The organism is Aquimarina sp. EL_43 (assembly GCF_943422735.1).
In the GTDB taxonomy this organism is placed as follows: Bacteria; Bacteroidota; Bacteroidia; order Flavobacteriales; family Flavobacteriaceae; genus Aquimarina; species Aquimarina megaterium.
The window spans coordinates 4,269,843-4,288,051 of sequence record NZ_CALSBR010000001.1 but is presented as its reverse complement, the minus strand read 5'-3'; the positions used below and the strand labels follow the sequence as shown (position 1 = coordinate 4,288,051).

Annotated in this window: 14 protein-coding genes; 10 read left to right on the top strand and 4 right to left on the bottom strand. The window is 33.5% G+C overall.

What is annotated here, in order from left to right:
• Positions 1-22: 22 nt before the first annotated feature.
• Together NNL09_RS18400 and NNL09_RS18395 are read right to left on the bottom strand one after the other, a co-directional pair.
• Positions 23-1,021, bottom strand: coding sequence for an SDR family oxidoreductase (locus NNL09_RS18400; protein WP_196912005.1), 999 nt, complete (start codon positions 1,019-1,021; stop codon positions 23-25).
• 326 nt (positions 1,022-1,347) lie between these two features.
• Complete coding sequence (locus tag NNL09_RS18395; protein ID WP_196912004.1) at positions 1,348-3,354, bottom strand: thiamine pyrophosphate-dependent enzyme; 2,007 nt, start codon at positions 3,352-3,354, stop codon at positions 1,348-1,350.
• Positions 3,355-3,610: 256 nt separating this feature from the next.
• Here NNL09_RS18395 and NNL09_RS18390 point away from each other — a divergent pair, with 256 nt between their 5' ends.
• The 4 genes from NNL09_RS18390 (at position 3,611) to NNL09_RS18375 (ending at position 6,737) form a co-directional block, all read left to right on the top strand.
• On the top strand, positions 3,611-4,561 hold the full coding sequence (locus NNL09_RS18390; RefSeq protein WP_196912003.1) for an isopenicillin N synthase family oxygenase: 951 nt from the start codon (positions 3,611-3,613) through the stop codon (positions 4,559-4,561).
• A 7-nt stretch (positions 4,562-4,568) separates the two neighbouring features.
• The gene (locus tag NNL09_RS18385) at positions 4,569-4,901 is read left to right on the top strand and encodes a translation initiation factor (RefSeq protein ID WP_025663532.1); all 333 of its coding nucleotides are present in this window, start codon (positions 4,569-4,571) and stop codon (positions 4,899-4,901) included.
• Positions 4,902-4,917: 16 nt separating this feature from the next.
• Positions 4,918-5,769, top strand: a complete 852-nt coding sequence (locus NNL09_RS18380; RefSeq protein WP_254514264.1) for a DUF1835 domain-containing protein — start codon at positions 4,918-4,920, stop codon at positions 5,767-5,769.
• 89 nt (positions 5,770-5,858) lie between these two features.
• Positions 5,859-6,737 carry a nucleoside phosphorylase gene (locus NNL09_RS18375; RefSeq protein WP_025663530.1) on the top strand — a complete coding sequence of 293 codons (879 nt, stop codon included), beginning with the start codon at positions 5,859-5,861 and terminating at the stop codon, positions 6,735-6,737.
• Positions 6,738-6,826: 89 nt separating this feature from the next.
• On the opposite strand, the gene NNL09_RS18370 is transcribed toward NNL09_RS18375, so the two are convergent.
• Entirely contained in the window at positions 6,827-6,973 is a 147-nt protein-coding gene (locus NNL09_RS18370) for a hypothetical protein (protein WP_159099305.1), read from the bottom strand.
• Positions 6,974-7,120: 147 nt separating this feature from the next.
• Here NNL09_RS18370 and NNL09_RS18365 point away from each other — a divergent pair, with 147 nt between their 5' ends.
• Positions 7,121-7,972: a substrate-binding domain-containing protein gene (locus tag NNL09_RS18365; protein WP_196912002.1), complete on the top strand. Its 852-nt coding sequence runs from the start codon at positions 7,121-7,123 to the stop codon at positions 7,970-7,972.
• A 478-nt stretch (positions 7,973-8,450) separates the two neighbouring features.
• Here the strand turns inward: NNL09_RS18365 and NNL09_RS18360 are convergent, their stop codons facing one another.
• Entirely contained in the window at positions 8,451-9,116 is a 666-nt protein-coding gene (locus NNL09_RS18360) for a uracil-DNA glycosylase (protein ID WP_196912001.1), read from the bottom strand.
• Between the two features lie 88 nt (positions 9,117-9,204).
• Here NNL09_RS18360 and NNL09_RS18355 point away from each other — a divergent pair, with 88 nt between their 5' ends.
• The 5 genes from NNL09_RS18355 to NNL09_RS18335 all read left to right on the top strand — a co-directional run bounded on the left by NNL09_RS18355 (position 9,205) and on the right by NNL09_RS18335 (position 18,193).
• Positions 9,205-11,376, top strand: a complete 2,172-nt coding sequence (locus tag NNL09_RS18355) for a DNA mismatch repair protein MutS (RefSeq protein WP_196912000.1) — start codon at positions 9,205-9,207, stop codon at positions 11,374-11,376.
• Positions 11,377-11,383: 7 nt separating this feature from the next.
• On the top strand, positions 11,384-12,700 hold the full coding sequence (locus NNL09_RS18350) for a sodium:solute symporter (protein WP_196911999.1): 1,317 nt from the start codon (positions 11,384-11,386) through the stop codon (positions 12,698-12,700).
• A gap of 129 nt (positions 12,701-12,829) precedes the next feature.
• Positions 12,830-15,328 (top strand): PIG-L family deacetylase, encoded by a 2,499-nt coding sequence (locus NNL09_RS18345; protein WP_196911998.1) that lies wholly within the window; start codon positions 12,830-12,832, stop codon positions 15,326-15,328.
• A 205-nt stretch (positions 15,329-15,533) separates the two neighbouring features.
• Complete coding sequence (locus tag NNL09_RS18340) at positions 15,534-17,213, top strand: sodium:solute symporter (protein ID WP_196911997.1); 1,680 nt, start codon at positions 15,534-15,536, stop codon at positions 17,211-17,213.
• Positions 17,213-18,193, top strand: coding sequence for a Gfo/Idh/MocA family protein (locus tag NNL09_RS18335; protein WP_196911996.1), 981 nt, complete (start codon positions 17,213-17,215; stop codon positions 18,191-18,193). The genes NNL09_RS18340 and NNL09_RS18335 overlap by 1 nt, the downstream gene beginning before the upstream one ends.
• The last annotated feature ends 16 nt before the right edge of the window (positions 18,194-18,209 follow it).

Here is an 18,209-nt window from a genome sequence, read left to right as displayed (position 1 = left end):
TTATTTACTAGAAATTTAGAGTCTATTTTAAATGTTTCCAATACCATTTTACAGCTTCTTTTAATCCTGATTTGATATCAAATTTTGGAGCATACCCCAGAAGTGTTTTTGCTTTATCTACAGATGCTAAAGAATGCGGTATATCACCTTTACGTTCTGGTCCGTATACAATATCTACGTCTGCAATAGCGGCGTCATATGTAGATAAATATTCTTTTAACAAAATCGTTAATTCGTTCAGTGTTGTTCTTTCTCCGTATGCTGTATTATAAACATTATTTATAGCTTCTTCATTATCAGAAACTATTGCCAATAAGTTCATTTGGATTACATTATCAATATAGGTAAAGTCTCTTGAGAATAAGCCATCCCCATTAATTACCGGAGATTCATATTTCATAAACTGCATTACAAATTTTGGAATAACTGCAGCATATGCTCCATTAGGATCTTGTTTACGACCAAATACATTAAAGTATCGTAATCCTATTGTATTTAAATCATATGTTCTTTTAAAATTATCGGCATACAGCTCATTAACATATTTGGTTATGGCATAGGGTGATAATGGTTTCCCTATTTTTTCTTCTACTTTAGGCAAAGCTTCAGAATCACCGTATGTCGAAGAGCTTGCAGCATAGATAAAACGTTTTACCCCTGCATCCCTAGAGGCTACCAGCATATTAAGAAATCCTCCTACATTAACATCGTTAGTCGTAATAGGGTCATTAATTGATCTCGGTACAGAACCTAATGCGGCCTGGTGTAACACAAAATCAACCCCATTACATGCTTTACGGCAGTCATCAAGATTTCTGATATCTGCTTCAATAAAAGTAAAGTTAGAATTCTTTAAAAGTGGATCGATATTTTTTTGGTGCCCCGTTGCAAAATTGTCTAATCCTATTACAGTACTTCCAATTTCTAAAAGTGCTTCGCAAAGATTAGACCCTATAAACCCAGCTGCACCAGTTACTAGTATTGTTGAAGAACGAAGATGTTCTAGTTGTTTCGCGTTCATGAATTATATTTTAACCCCCTGTATTTTAGTCCAAAAGACCATACTTTTGCATAGTCAGCGCGAAATTAAGATTTACTTATAGAACATACAACATATGTTAAAGGGGATTTTACCCCTATTTAAAATTTATAATATTTTGTTAACCTTAAAAATCTTCAACAAGCACAATAACCAGACACAAATCACTAATAAACAACCAATTACAAACAAAAAACCATTATAAAATTTTAGTAACTACAATTTTACAATGGTTAAAAAAAATAAAATATAAGGTTCTATACAGATATCTTTCTAATATCTATTACCAGAAACAGCTTGTATCAAAACTAGAATTCTAATAACAATAGTAATTCTTCTTCAAATCGGTTTTTTCCTAAATATTGAGTTTCAAGATTCGTATCAAATGGAATCGGAGTCTGTAAACTTGCTACTCGTTTTACTGGTGCATCAAGAAATGTAAAGCAATTTTCCATAATTAATGCCGAAATATCTGAAGCTATACCTCCAAAAAGTGAGTCTTCCTGTAAAATGATAGCTTTACCTGTTTTTTTCACCGATTGGTATATAGTATCTGTATCCAGAGGTTGCAATGTTCTTAGATCGATAAGGTCTGCATTGATTTGTGTGTGTTTTTCTAACACATCTAATGCCCAATGCACACCTGCTCCATAACTTATAACAGTAATATCTTTTCCTTCCTTTAATACAGAAGCTTTACCTAATGGTAAATTATAATACCCTTCGGGAACTTCTTGGCGAATACTTCTATATAGTGCTTTATGTTCAAAAAACAATACTGGATTTGGATCCTCTATTGCTGTAGTCAACAAGCCTTTTGCATCATACGGAAATGCTGGATAGACAACTTTAAGTCCTGGTGTTTTGGTAAACCACGCTTCATTAGTCTGGCTATGAAACGGCCCCGCCGCAACACCTGCACCACAAGGCATTCTAATCACAACATCTGCAGATTGACTCCATCGATAATTTGATTTTGCTAACAGATTAACAATTGGATTAAATCCCGAAGACACAAAATCGGCAAATTGCATTTCGACAACAGCCTTATAATCATTAATAGACAGACCGTACCCTGCAGAGACAATTCCTGATTCACAAATTGGAGTATTACGCACTCGTTCTTTTCCGAATGCATCTAAAAAGCCTTCGGTAATTTTAAAAACCCCTCCATATTCTGCAATATCCTGCCCCATAATCACAAGCTCATCATACCGATGCATACTTTCCTTTAGACCATCAGAAATAGCATCGATCAACCTTTGTTCTTTTGTATCGGTACTGGGTTTTATTTCTTTATAATCAAACGATGTATACACATCATCTAACTCTTTATCCAAATTAACATCAATCGCTTCTTCAGTATTTGCACGTTCCCAATTGGATTCTATTTCCTTTTTTAGAATGGACTTTTTTTCTCTATCATCTTCATCAGAAAGTATTCCCTGATCAATCAGGTAGTCCTTATAATTTTTAATAGGATCTTTAACACTCCAATGCTCCATCAATTCCTTAGGCACATATTTGGTTCCACTTGCTTCTTCATGTCCTCGCATTCTAAAAGTTTTAAACTCTAATAAAACCGGTCGCGGATTGATCCTAATACTTTTGGCTAGTTTGCTTATCTTATCGTATACTTCTAATATATTATTTCCATCAATAATATGAGACTCCATACCATATCCTAAGCCTCGATCTGCAAGGTGTTTACAATTATATTGTTCGCTGGTTGGAGTAGATAACCCGTAACCATTATTTTCTATACAGAACATCACAGGTAAGTTCCATACCGAAGCTACATTAAGTGCTTCATGAAAATCTCCTTCACTGGTTCCTCCTTCTCCTGTAAAAACCGCAGTAACTTTATTGTTCTTTTTTAAAAGATTTCCCATAGCGATACCACACGCTATACCCATTTGCGGTCCCAGGTGAGAAATCATACCTACAATATTATAATCTTGTGTTCCGAAATGAAAAGAACGATCACGCCCTTTGGTAAACCCATTTGCTTTTCCTTGCCATTGACTAAACAATCGATATAAGGGAATGTCTCTTGTTGTAAATACTCCCAAATTACGATGCATTGGTAAAATGTATTCTTCGTTTTCTAAAGCAGCTGTTATCCCCACAGATATTGCTTCTTGCCCTATACCACTAAACCATTTAGATATTTTTCCTTGTCGTAATAACACAAGCATTTTCTCTTCAATAAGCCTGGGTTTAAGCATTTTGAGGTATAATGAGATCAGCTGATCATCTTTGTATTCTTTTCGGTCAAAATGTAGTTCTATTTTTTCCTTTGAAATGTGCTCCATAGCAGAAAATTTGTTAGGTAAAAATACTTATTTTTACTTCACAACTCGCATCCCAATTACAATATTATTAAGTAGTTGTTAATTTACCCTAAACAATTCTACGAATTAGTTAAATTTACCATGAATTAAGGATTAAACGTCCATAATTAACAAATTTGACCGATATTTTACAGCTATAAATAAATTTGAAGTCCTATTAGGAATTTTCGGTCAAATACACCTATTTTAGTTCTTCAATACACAAATGAATAGACTAATGAATAATATACCAAGCGTAGATTTGGCAGATTTTTTATCAAATGACCCTTCACGAAAACAAAAATTTGTCAACGAAATAGGAAAAGCTTATGAAGAAATAGGCTTTGTAGCATTGAAAAATCACTTTTTGAGTGACAAACTTGTAGAAGGTTTATATAAGGAGATCAAAGACTTTTTTGCATTACCTACAGACACTAAAGAAAAATATGAAATCGAAGGATTAGGCGGGCAAAGAGGCTATACTTCTTTTGGTAAAGAACATGCCAAGGGTAAAAAAGAAGGAGACCTTAAAGAGTTTTGGCATTTTGGACAAGAACCAGATGCAGATGCTAACTTAATTGAAGAATATCCAGACAATGTTATTGTTGACGAATTGAAAGACTTTAACACCACAGGAATGGAAGCTTATAAAATGCTAGAAAAGACAGGAATATATGTCCTTAGAGCATTAGCTATATATATAGGTCTTGATGAACATTATTTTGATCATTGGGCAAGTAATGGTAATAGTATCCTGCGCCCTATTCACTATCCTCCTATTAAAGAAGAACCTAAAGGTGCAGTTAGAGCAGGAGCACATGGAGATATTAACCTTATTACATTACTAATGGGAGCTTCTACAGGAGGACTACAGGTACAACATAGAGACGGACAATGGATTGATGCGCTCCCTGAAGAGGATGAACTAGTTATTAATGTTGGAGATATGCTAGAACGACATACTAATAATAAACTTCGATCTACAATACATCGAGTGGTAAACCCTCCTAAAGATCAATGGGAAAAACCAAGATATTCTATTCCTTTCTTTATGCATCCAAGAAGTGACATGAAGCTAAATTGCTTAGAAGAGTGTATTACAGAGAGTAATCCTAAGCACTATGAGGATATTACCGCTGGAGAATTCTTACATCAAAGACTTGTAGAAATTGGATTAATAAAAAAATAAACTCTGTATGGATATACAAGATCAATTAAAAAAATTATTTCCTGATCATCAACCAGAAGAGACAGAAGAAAATGTACAAGATGATCAGGATCAAATATGGATGCAGAATGATCCAATACTTTGCAAATACGAAAAGCGAAAAGGAAAACCCATCACTATACTCGAGGGATATACTGGTGCCGATGAAGATTTTAAAAAACTTGCTAAAGAATTAAAAACTCGTTTAAGTGTTGGTGGGAGTTTTAAAAATGATGCTATAATTATACAAGGTGATTATAGAGATCAAATTATGGATATTCTTAAAGAAAAAGGATTTAAAGTAAAACGTGTAGGAGGATAATAAATCAATAACTATTTTGGGGAAAAACACATTACATATCACTAATGGGGATAGTCTAACTAATAGAATGAAAGAGTTAGATCTTGCTACAGGAGAATTTATGACTTGGCGTGAAATGCTTTGCGAGGGGCCTACCAAAATTGAAGTAGAAACAGAAGATGCTATCAAAACACGAGAAGCTTTTCTGAAAAAATACTATAGAATCGGTTCTTCTGATTATGAAGAAAAATTTGTTTCTCAACTCAAAAAAGTAGATCACCTTACAAACTATAGCGAAATCATACTATGGTTTGAATATGACTTATTCTGCCATATTAATATGATTGCCGCAATTAGTTTATTACTTCGTAAAGGAATTAAAGACATTCCCGTTTATTTGGTTTGTAGTGGTAGAATTGAGCACGAAAAAAAACTATTTGGACTTTGCGAATTATCTGAAAAACAACTAAAAGAACATTATAAAAATAAGGTTTTATTAACCATAGATGACCTTGAATTTGCTTCTCATATCTGGACATTATACTGCGAATCAAAACCACAGAAAATGGCAGGGCAGATTAAACGAGATTCTTCTTTCGAATATATGTCTATATGCCTAAGAGCGCATTTACAACGTTTTCCTAATATGCTAACTGGGCTTAATATCCTAGAACATAATATTCTGGAAATGGTAGATAATTATCACATCAAGAATATCAAACAACTTATGGGATATGCTCTAGAGTATCAAGGATATTATGGATATGGTGATATGCAAATGAAACGTGTGCTTGCAAGACTTTTTCAGTTTTTAGATCAAACAAAAGATAGACTTTTATTATCCGAAAGAGGAAAGCTAGCGTTACAACACAAAAAAAAACTTTTATAATACACAAATATTAGATTGGTATTATGGAGGTGTCAAGAAATACGATTACTTGTATAATAATGAAACACACACACTGTTAAAACTATAATATGGCTATAGCCGAATCTGAACTTATTCTTAATAAAGATGGAAGTATTTACCATCTAAACCTTAAACCAGAACATCTTGCCCAAACTATAATAACTGTTGGGGATCCTGATCGGGTTGACCAGGTAACACAATATTTTGACACTATCGAGTGCAAAATTCGTAAACGAGAATTTCATACACAAACAGGAATTTATAAAGGCCATAGAATTACTGTAATTTCTACAGGTATCGGTACAGACAACATAGACATTGTATGTAATGAACTAGATGCCTTAGTAAATATTGATCTTACCACTCGTAAAAACAAAACAGAGCACACCACATTACATATTATTCGCATAGGAACCTCTGGATCCATACAGCAAGATATTCCTATAGATAGTTTTGTGGTTTCAGAAATTGCTACTGGTTTTGATAGCCTTTTACATTTCTATAAAAGTCACCATGTACAATTACCAGAAATCTCAGAGGCTTTGGCAAAACATATAGATCTGGATCAAAATAAATCAAAGCCATATACAGTAGCATATGATAAAAAATTAGGAGAGCATATGTTAAGTAGTATTGTTCAAAAAGGACATACAGTGACCAATGTAGGTTTTTATGGTCCGCAAGGAAGAATTTTGAGATTACCACTACAAGATCATGACCTCAATACAAAAATAGCCTCTTTTGTATATGAGAATAAAAAAATAACCAATTTAGAAATGGAAACTGCTGGTATATACGGATTGGCAAAATTACTAGGGCATAAAGCTGTATCTATGAATGCTATTGTGGCTAATCGTGCTACCGGAGAGTTTAGTCAAAATCCAAAAGAAACCGTAGAGAAGCTTATCAAATATACTTTAGAAAAAATAGCAAGTTATCACCCATAAATAATAATTATATAAAATAAAAAAGAATGAGTAGTAGGTCCTCATTCTTTTTTTATTATTTGGTTAATAATTAGCTATTTCTAAACATATTAACCAAATAATATTTTAAGACTAATTAATAAATTAGTAAGCAACAATACTGCAATAAAGACTACGATACCATTCTCTAGAGAATTATTTTTTAACTTCGCAACCTTTACATATGTATTTTTATTTTTTAAAAAATTCTTTTTCATAGCAATATTGTTTTTATTTGGGGTTAAAACTTTTTAAATATAAAATTCTTTAAAGTAGTAATGGTTCAAATATACAAAAATCATTTATTTTTATCGTTAAAAAACACAAATAATCGATGAAATACACATTTATTAATTTCAGATAGCATGCATACTATAAAAATAGGTGGTGTTCCTGAGCACTTCAATCTACCCTGGCATTTAACTATTGAAGACGGAAGCTATCTAAAAAACAATATACAATTAGAGTGGACAGAATATCCTGGTGGTACAGGAGCAATGTGCGAAGCGTTAAGAAATCGGGATATCGACATGGCAATAATCCTTACAGAAGGAATCGTAAAAGATATTATTGCCGGTAATCCTAGTAAAATTGTACAAACATATATTCAAACACCTCTTATATGGGGGATTCATGTAAGTGTTCATTCTAACTATACTAATCTTTCTGAGCTTCAAAATACAAAAGCTGCTATTAGTAGATATGGATCTGGCTCACATTTAATGGCTTATGTAAATGCTCAAAACCAAAATTGGGATACCTCCGACCTACAATTTGAAGTTGTAAAAAACCTGGATGGAGCAGTTGAAGCATTAACTAATGGGAAAGCTGATTATTTTATGTGGGAACATTTTACTACAAAACCATTGGTCGATAATGGAGTTTTTAGAAGAGTTGTAGACTGTCCTACCCCCTGGCCTTGTTTTGTTATAGCCGTAAGAGAAGATATACTCGATACCAAAAAAGAAGAAATAAAAGCTATTCTAGACATTATAAACACTACCACAACAGATTTTAAACATATCCCTAGTATAGATAGAACTCTTGCTTATAGGTATGATCAACAATTAGAAGATATACAGAAATGGTTACAACATACAGAATGGAGCCAGTCTCTTATCAAAAAAGAAACACTTATAGAGGTCCAGGATTATTTATTTAACCTACAAATCATTAACAAAAAAATAGCTCCCGAAAAACTAATTCATAACATCTAGGATCTGCATATACCCATATTAGGTTAAAAAAAGTGAAAATTTAAGGTAGGGATATCTTAATCTAAAACGTTACTTCATAAAGGATATTTTAAAAAATTAAGATCAAAAATATAATATATAAAATGCACATGAAAAACGCTTAGCAAATAATTAATTCTTAAATATCTATAACGCAAGCGTATATACAAATAAAAAAAATTGTACATTTGCCGAGCCTACCCCCAATAAAATGAACTAATTATTAGCGCATACGCAACCTTTTTAAGTGCATTGCATCTAATAATTAACTAACAAATCTATTATGGTAACTTTTCTAATAATTCTCGCAAGTCTTATTGTCTTCAATTTTGTCCTGCTTAAATTAAGTATGCAATCTGTTGATACAAACAAAAAGAAATCAAAAACACAAAAAGTTCAGATTAACTCGGTATCTGATAAGTCGAAATCTTCCGAGATACCTAACGCGGCATAAGCATATTTACCAATTTATTTCGGTTTGATTCGTTTCAAGCAAGTATGAATTGGTCTTACTAAAATGTTTATTCCCAAACCAATACCCTCTATTAGCACTTAGCGGAGAAGGATGCCCACTAGTTAAAACATGATGTTTTGATCTATCTATTTTAGCTCCTTTTTTCTTAGCATAACCACCCCACAACAAAAAAACAACATTCTTTTTTGTATCCGATATCGTTTGGATAACTGCATCCGTAAATTGTTCCCATCCTTTGTTTTGATGAGATCCAGCTTGATGCGCTCTAACGGTAAGCGTAGCATTCAATAATAAAACACCTTGTTTTGCCCAACGCTCTAAATTTCCATTTGAAGGAAAAGGTAGTTTCAAGTCTGTTTCAATTTCCTTAAAAATATTTATCAATGATGGAGGCATATCAATACCATTATTAACAGAAAAACACAAACCATTGGCTTGCCCTACTCCATGATAAGGATCCTGACCAATCACAACTACTTTAACATCATCAAAACTACAATGATCAAAAGCAGAAAATATATCATTTCCTTTTGGATAACATGTGTTATTTTTATATTCTGTTTTCACAAAACCTACTAATGAAGCAAAATACGGCTTGTCAAATTCATCTTTAAGTTGTTGATTCCAAGAAGGTTCAATATTTACATTCATATAGATGTCAAAAAATTATAGCAATTGTGTACTTTTGCCCTGTTCTAAAACTGACCGAATATAACCCAAAAATAGGGTAAAAAAAAGTATGATTCGTATTTCTAAAAAAACACTAGACGATCTAGAATTTGATACTGTGCAGAAACATATTGCAGAACAGTGCAATACAGATTTTGGTAAGTTGAAAGCATTACAAATTGCTCCCTTCCATACCGAAGAGCAACTTCATATTGCTTTACAAGAAGTATTCGAATATAAATCTTCATTATTCAATGATGCTCGTATACCCAATCATGGATTCGATAGTATTAATAAAGAAATTCAATTATTGAATATTGAAAACACATTTTTAGAAGCTTCAAATCTAAAACGATTGATTTCTATTAGTACTACTACTAATGATTTATTATATTTTTTTAGAAAAAACGCAGAGCTATACCCTACATTACATCAAACATCTTCTAGAGTAACATTTACCAAAGAGGTTATTCATCTAATCGAAATGGTAATTGATAAATTCGGAGAAGTTAAAGACAATGCTTCTCCTGTGCTACAACGTCTTCGAAAAGATATTCATAGTGTACAAGGAAAACTAAATGGAAGTTTCGGAAAAGATTTATCTCGATATAACAGCTTGGGCTACCTGGATGAAATTAAAGAAAGTGTCGTAGATAACCGAAGAGTTTTAGCAGTAACGGCCATGTACCGACGTAAAGTAAAAGGTGCCATTATGGGTAATTCTAAGACCGGAAGTATTGTTTATATAGAACCCGAAGCTACTTTACAATTTAGTCGTGAGCTCAGTAACCTTCAATACGAAGAACGAGAAGAAGTCGTAAAAATACTAAAAGCACTCACTAACAAATTACGTCCGTTTACCGAATTATTTGAGCACTATCAAGAATACTTAAGTGATGTTGATGTTGTTTCTGCAAAATCAAAATACGCAGGTCAACTTAATGCAGTGTTACCAAAAATCACTACAGATAGAGAGCTAACACTTAAAGACGCATATCACCCATTATTATATCATACCAATAAAATAAAAGGAGAGAAAACCTTCCCGCAGACCATAACATTAAACGAGAAGAATCAAATTATTGTTATATCCGGCCCTAATGCCGGTGGAAAAAGTATTACCTTAAAAACTATTGGGTTACTACAGATAATGTTGCAAAGCGGAATGCTTATTCCGGTACACGAATATAGTAGAATGTGTCTATTCGATGTTATTCTTACCGATATCGGTGATAATCAATCTATAGAAAACCACTTAAGTACATACAGTTATCGTTTGAAAAACATGAATTATTTCTTACGAAAATGTAATAACAAAACACTATTTCTAATTGATGAGTTTGGAACTGGTAGTGATCCCGAACTTGGTGGAGCTCTAGCTGAAGCCTTTCTAGAGGTGTTCTATGAAAGAGGGTCTTTTGGGATTATCACAACACATTACGCTAATTTAAAAATGTTGGCTAATGAGTTACCAAATATGAGTAATGCTAATATGCTATTCGATTCAAAAACACTAGAACCTCTATTTAAATTACACTTAGGTGAAGCAGGAAGTTCTTTTACTTTTGAAGTAGCTCAAAAAAACGGAATCCCGTATAGTCTTATTAACAAAGCAAAGAAAAAAGTAGAACGCGGTAAAATTCGTTTTGATAAAAGTATTGCTAATCTTCAAAAAGAAAGATCAAAACTACAAAAAACTACTGCTGGACTCAAAACCAAAGAGCAAAAAGCAGAAGAAGAAAAAGAACGCTTAGAAAAGACAAATCAGCGTATTCAGCGTAAGCTCGAAAGCTACCAGGAGTTATATGATAGCAATCAAAGAATGATCTATCTGGGTCAAAAAATTGATGATCTTAGCGAAAAATACTTTAACAATAAGAAAAAAAGAGAGCTAATCAATGAGTTCATAAAAATCGTTGAGGTAGAAAACTCCAAACGAAAAAAACAAAGCCCTAAGCAACGAAAAGTAGAAAAAGCCAAAGAGAAAAAAGTCGTAAAAGAAGTTATAGAAAAAGTACAGGTAATTCGTAAAAAGAAAAAGGAAGAAAAAAAGAAAGAAGAAAAAATCGAAGCTGCAAAACCAAAAGTAACGTTAAAAATTGGTGATCGAGTACGAATGATTGATGGAAAATCTATAGGTACTATAGACACCATAGAAAAAGAAAAAGCTATTGTTAATTACGGAGTTTTTACTACCAATGTAAGTATTGATCAATTAGAATTTGTAGAAAGAAAAAAATAAACTCTGTATGGAAATCTATCTTTATCTAAGTGCTTACATCATCCTAATCATTGGTTTGTCGATCTATATATCCAGATCATCATCAAGTGAAGATTTTCTTATCGGAGGAAGGAATAAAAGTGCTTACGCCATTTTATTCTCTAAATTCGCAGGTGCAATTGGAGTTAGTACTCTAATTACATATACTGGCTATGCCTATAAATTTGGTTGGGGACTTTTTGCCATGTCTCTGGGGTCAGTAGTTGGTTATTTTTTATTTGCATTTTGGGCAGCGCCAAAAATAAAAAGGTTATCTAAACAAGGTAAGTTCTATACACAGGGAGATCTACCTGCTTTTGTTACAAGTAATAAAAATACGGCAACTGTTACCAATTTTATAACTATAGCAGTTCAGTTTTTTTGGATACTATTATCTCTGGCTGGTGGTGCAAAGATCATTGCATTCTTCGAAATTCTACCTTACGAAACCGCATTATTGATTACAGCAATTGTAGTTATGGTATATGTTTTATTTTCTGGTTTTAAAGCTGTAATTGTTACTGATATTTTTCAGGCAGTAATAATAATAGTATTTCTCTGCATACTAATTTATGGCATGTTTGATAGTAAGGATTTTGGTATGATCCTTAGTAGTACTACAGACAAAAATGTGACTATAGGTAGTGTTGTAGGTTTAGTTTTATATGGAGGCTTATCTGTTTTTGGATTAGCAGATCGATACCAGCTTTGTTATGCCGCTAAAGATGAAAAATCATTAAAGAGAGGATTGAGTCTTGCCATTATCCCTGTTTTATGTATCGTTTTTCTATTGCTTTTAATTGGATTGTACACCTATATTCAAAACCCTAATTTAGATCCCGATACCGTATTTGTTTATGCTATGCAAAACTTTATAGCACAATCATGGCTACCGCTTTTACTAGTCCTTTTTTTTGCAGGTTTAATGAGTACTGCAGATACCTCTGTTTTTGCCGTGGCTTCTCATATTGTTTCTACTACCAAAAAAGAACAAAAAGTAAAATCTTTACGATATGCTACTATTATTACAGTTATAGTTGCTTTTATAGTAGCTTTGTTTTGGAGAAGTATTGTAGATATAACTATTGTAGGTGCTGCATTACGAATGACACTTTCTATAGCGATGATCTATGTTATCCAACAAAAAAGAAATAGTGGAAGATTTCTGGCCAGTGCCTTAGGAGGTCTGTTAGGATTAATAGCTGGTATACTTGTCTTTGGCCCCACTCCTACCATTGCTATTACTGTGCTTTTAGGGTCGTTATTAGGGCTAATTTATAGATCCAAAACCCCAAAAGAAGTGTAGTTATATAAAATTGTCTACCCAAAAGATAATTGATAAGGACTTCCTGTTAAAGTATCCTTAAACCACAATTCTGAGAATTTTATCTTTTTATATTTGGAGAAACTCAATTAAAAATTGCACCGAGAAATTATGCGAAAATTATTTTTTATAGCCTGTATTGGTATACTATTTCCATATGTTATACAAGGACAACAACCTAATAAACCCAATGCAGCAGAAATTCATCAAGCTATAAAAAAACTTAATTTTTTAGGATCTGTATTGTATGTTGCAGCTCATCCTGATGATGAAAATACTCGACTTATATCTTATATGTCTAATCAGGTAAAAGCAAGAACAGCATATTTATCCCTTACCCGAGGAGATGGTGGGCAAAATTTGATAGGCCCCGAAATTAGAGAATTATTAGGAGTAATTAGAACCCAGGAATTATTAGCTGCCCGTAGGACCGATGGAGGGGAACAATTGTTTACCCGTGCTAATGATTTTGGATATTCTAAACACCCCAACGAAACACTTTCTATCTGGGATAAAAAAGAAGTACTGGGCGATGTCGTTTGGGCAATACGAAATTTTAAACCAGATGTAATCATCAATCGTTTTAATCACAGAACACCCGGTAGTACTCATGGTCATCATACTTCTTCGGCAATGTTAAGTGTAGAAGCTTTTGATATAACCGGAGATAAAACAGTATACCCAGATCAGCTTAACTATACAGAAACCTGGCAACCAAAAAGACTATTCTTTAATACTTCTTGGTGGTTTTATGGTAGTAGAGAAAATTTCGCAAAAGCAGATAAAACTAATTTATTAGCGTTTGATACAGGAATATATTATCCTTCTCTGGGGCTTTCTAACACCGAAATAGCATCATTAAGTCGTAGCCAGCACAAATCCCAGGGATTTGGTAGTACAGGTAGTCGTGGGCAACAAAGTGAATATATAGAACTCATTAAAGGGGATCTACCAAAAGATAAAACCAATATTTTTGAAGGAATTGACACTTCTTGGAATCGTGTTAAAGGAGGTAAAGCTATTGGTGATATTCTATATCAGGTAGAAAAAGATTTTGATTTCAAGGTCCCTTCTGCTAGTATTCCTCAACTAGTAAAAGCATACCAACTAATTCAACAATTAGAAAATAAACATTGGAAAGCAGTTAAAACTAAAGAGATTCAGGAAATCATTGCTGCTGCTTCTGGTCTTTACCTAGAAGCTGTTGCAACCGAAGCAAACACTACTAAAGGGAGTGAAATTACACTAAAAGTAGAAGCAATTAATAGAAGTACAAATACTATGACTCTGCAATCTATCAAAATTGCTGCAGTTAATATTAATGATGTTTCTGAAAAAGTTCTAAAAAATAATATCCGAAATAACTTCGAATTTAAAGGTAGTATCCCATCCAATTTTGATTTTACCAATCCTTATTGGCTTACCAATAAAGGTACACTGGGAATGTATAATGTTAGTGATCAAAAACTAATCGGAAAACCAGAAACCGATCATAAAGTCAAAGCTTTGTTTACAGTAGTAATCGATGGGGTTTCTATCCCTTTTTCTAAAGATGTTGTCTACAAGACAAACGACCCGGTTAAAGGAGAAGTATATAAGCCATTCGAGATCATCCCTACTATTTCTGCAAGTATCAAGGATAAAGTAATTATCTATGCAAATGGCGCTTCAAAACAAATTCCTGTTACTATAAAAGCCGGAAAAGCCAACTTAAATGGAAAAGTTACATTAGCACATCCAAAAGGTTGGCAAGTGACTCCTGCTGCTATTAATTTTAATCTCTCTCAAAAAGGAGAAGAAAAAACAATCATTTTTACCCTTACATCACCCCAGACTCAAAGTGAAGGTTACATTTCACCAAAAATAGAAATCAATGGAAATCTATATTCAAAAGAAGTTATTACTATTGATTATGACCATATCCCATACCAAACTGTAGTATTACCGTCTGAGACCAAAGTTGTGCGTTTGGATATTAAAAAGAAAGGGGAAAACATAGGATATATCGAGGGTGCCGGAGATGTAGTACCAGAAAGTTTACAGCAAATCGGGTATAAAGTAACCACAATTGATCCAGAATCTATTTCTACAGAAAGTTTGCAACCTTTTGATGCTATCGTGGTAGGAATTAGGGCTTATAATACTGTAGAGCAGCTAAAATTTAAACAACAATACTTATTAGAGTATGTAAAAAACGGAGGAAACCTTATCATTCAATACAATACCAGTCATAGATTAAAAGTGACTGATAACTTAGGTCCATACCCCATTAAATTATCCAGAGATCGGGTAACCGATGAAAATGCAAAAATTACCTTTTTGGCAGCAGAGCATCAGGTATTAAATTCACCCAATAAAATCACTGCTAATGATTTTAAAGGATGGGTGCAGGAAAGAGGGTTATATTTCCCTAATGAATGGTCAAAAGAATACACCCCTATTTTGGCGGCCAATGATAAAGGAGAGTCTGAAAAAAAAGGCCCCTTATTAATTGCCAAATATGGTAAAGGACATTATGTATATACCGGACTTAGTTTTTTTAGAGAGTTTCCGGCAGGAGTATCGGGTGCATATCGACTTTTTGCGAATATGCTTTCCTTAGGAAAATAAATATCAAATATATCTAATCTAGCAATTTTTATTATGGAAAAGAAAGACGAAAAAAGAGAGTGGAAAAAATTATATAGTGCAGTATTAATCGCTAATGCAGTTTATATACTACTGTTTTATTTTATCACTAATTCCTATTCATAATTCTTCTGTACAGAAAACAACCTCAATCATCAATCAATAAACTAATTTAATCAATCAACTTATGCAAACCATAGATTGGATCGTACTACTAGGAACCTTACTATTTATAGTACTATATGGTGCCTGGAAAACCAAAGGCAGTAAAAATGTAAAAGATTATATTCGAGGAGGAAACGATGCACATTGGTGGACTATTGGTCTATCGGTAATGGCAACACAAGCAAGTGCTATCACTTTTCTTTCTGCACCGGGGCAAGCCTTTCATGACGGAATGGGCTTTGTGCAATTTTATTTTGGGGTTCCTATTGCTATGGTTGTTATTTGCATGGTATTTATCCCAATGTATCATAAGCTAAATGTCTATACAGCATATGAATACCTCGAAAGTCGATTCGATCTCAAGACCAGAAGTTTAACCGCTATTCTATTTTTGGTTCAAAGAGGATTAGCTGCTGGGATTACTATTTTTGCGCCAGCTATAATATTATCGTCTGTACTAGGTTGGGATCTAATTACATTAAATATTATCATAGGTATACTCGTAATTATATACACTGTTTCTGGAGGAACAAAAGCAGTTAATATTACTCAGAAACAACAGATGGGTATTATTTTTATTGGGATGTTGGTTGCCTTTTTTATTATCATAAGTTACCTCCCAGAGGGAATTACTTTTTCTAAAGCATTAGATATTGCAGGCGCCAGCGGAAAAATGGAAATACTTGACTTCTCGTTTGATCTCGATAATCGGTATACGTTCTGGAGTGGAATCATTGGAGGAACATTTTTGGCTCTCTCCTATTTTGGCACAGATCAAAGTCAGGTACAACGGTATTTAACGGGTAAATCTATAAAAGAAAGTCAGCTAGGACTTTTGTTTAATGGATTGCTCAAAGTACCTATGCAGTTTTTTATTCTCTTAGTTGGAGTGATGGTATTTGTTTTTTATCAATTTAATGCATCTCCTCTAAATTTTAATCCAAAGGGAAAAGAAGCTGTACTTAATACAGAATATGCAGCACAATATACAGCATTAGAAAACGAACTTGCAGAAATTCATGATGCAAAAGATGCCATAATTAAAGGATATCTGACCGAACAAAAACCAGAAAATAAAAGTCGAATTCAGGAACTAAACAAAAAAGAAAAAGAAATCCGCGAAACTGCAAAAACAGTAATCAAAAAAGCAAATACCGCAGTAGAGACAAATGATAAGGATTATGTATTTATCCATTTCATTTTAAATAATCTACCCAGAGGGCTTATTGGCCTGCTTCTCGCTGTTATCTTATCTGCCGCCATGTCTTCTACAGCTTCAGAATTAAATGCCTTAGCATCAACTACAGCAATTGATTTATATAAACGAAATGTAGCCGAAGAAAAAAGCGATCAACATTATGTATCAGCTTCCAAATTTTTCACTCTAGGATGGGGTATTTTAGCAATCATAGTAGCATGCTTTGCCGATTTATTCGACAATCTTATTCAATTAGTAAACATCATTGGTTCTATTTTTTACGGAAATGTGCTAGGCATATTCTTATTAGCGTTCTTTGTAAAATTTGTACATAGCAACGCTACCTTTGTAGCAGCACTTATTACCCAGGTAATTGTTATTCTTGGCTGGTATTATGACTGGATGCCATATCTATGGCTCAATTTATTTGGATGTGTTCTGGTAATGACCATCGCGATATTTATACAACCGTTAATGGGATCTAAACCCAAAATAACAACCTAATGAGTGTTGAAAGAATCATAAAATGGGGGATCATTGGTTGTGGCAAAATAGCGCATAAGTTTGCCGATGACCTAAAATCGGTTCCTAATGCAAAACTTCATGCCGTTGCAAGCAGGAGTCTAAAAAAAGCTCAGGAGTTTGGGAAGGAGCATCACGCCTCGACCTGTTATGATAACTATGAAGCCTTAAGTCTGGATCCCGATATTGATGTTATATATATTGCAACGCCACATGTATTTCACTATGAAAATACGTTGATGTGCCTTACCCATAAGAAAGCGGTTCTTTGCGAAAAACCGTTTGCTATGGATACTGCCCAAGTAGAAGAAATGATCGCGGTTGCTAAAAAGAACAAGATATTCTTAATGGAAGCGCTTTGGACGTATTTTCTTCCGCATTACACCTATGTTTTAGATGTTGTTAAATCTAATGCGCTTGGGAAAGTAAAAACACTGAAAGCCGATTTTGGCTTCACAACTGCTTTTGATCCCAACGGAAGGGTATTTAACAAAAAACTGGGAGGGGGTAGTTTGCTCGATGTAGGTATATACCCGTTGTTTGCTGCTTTAAGTATTTTAGGGTATCCCGAAGAAGTGAATGCCCAGGCTACTATAGGAAAAACAGGAGTCGATGAAGATTGTAGTATTCAGCTTCATTATAAAAATGGAGCTACAGCTTCTCTATTTAGTGCCGTTACCCAAGAAACCGATACAACTGCTACTCTCGAATTTGAAAAAGGAGTACTCATCATTAATAGTCGTTTTCATGAGCCCTCTTCTATTACTATTCAAAAAGAAGGAAAATCAGAACATATAGAATTTAATGTTATTACAAACGGTTATAATTATGAAGCTATTCATGTACAGGAAATGTTGCTACAAAACCGTACAGAAAGTACATTTATGAGTTTCGAAAAAAGCATCCAGTTAATCAACCTGTTAGATACGGTTAGAGAAAAAATAGATTTGCATTACAATTAAATTGAATTTCTTGCTT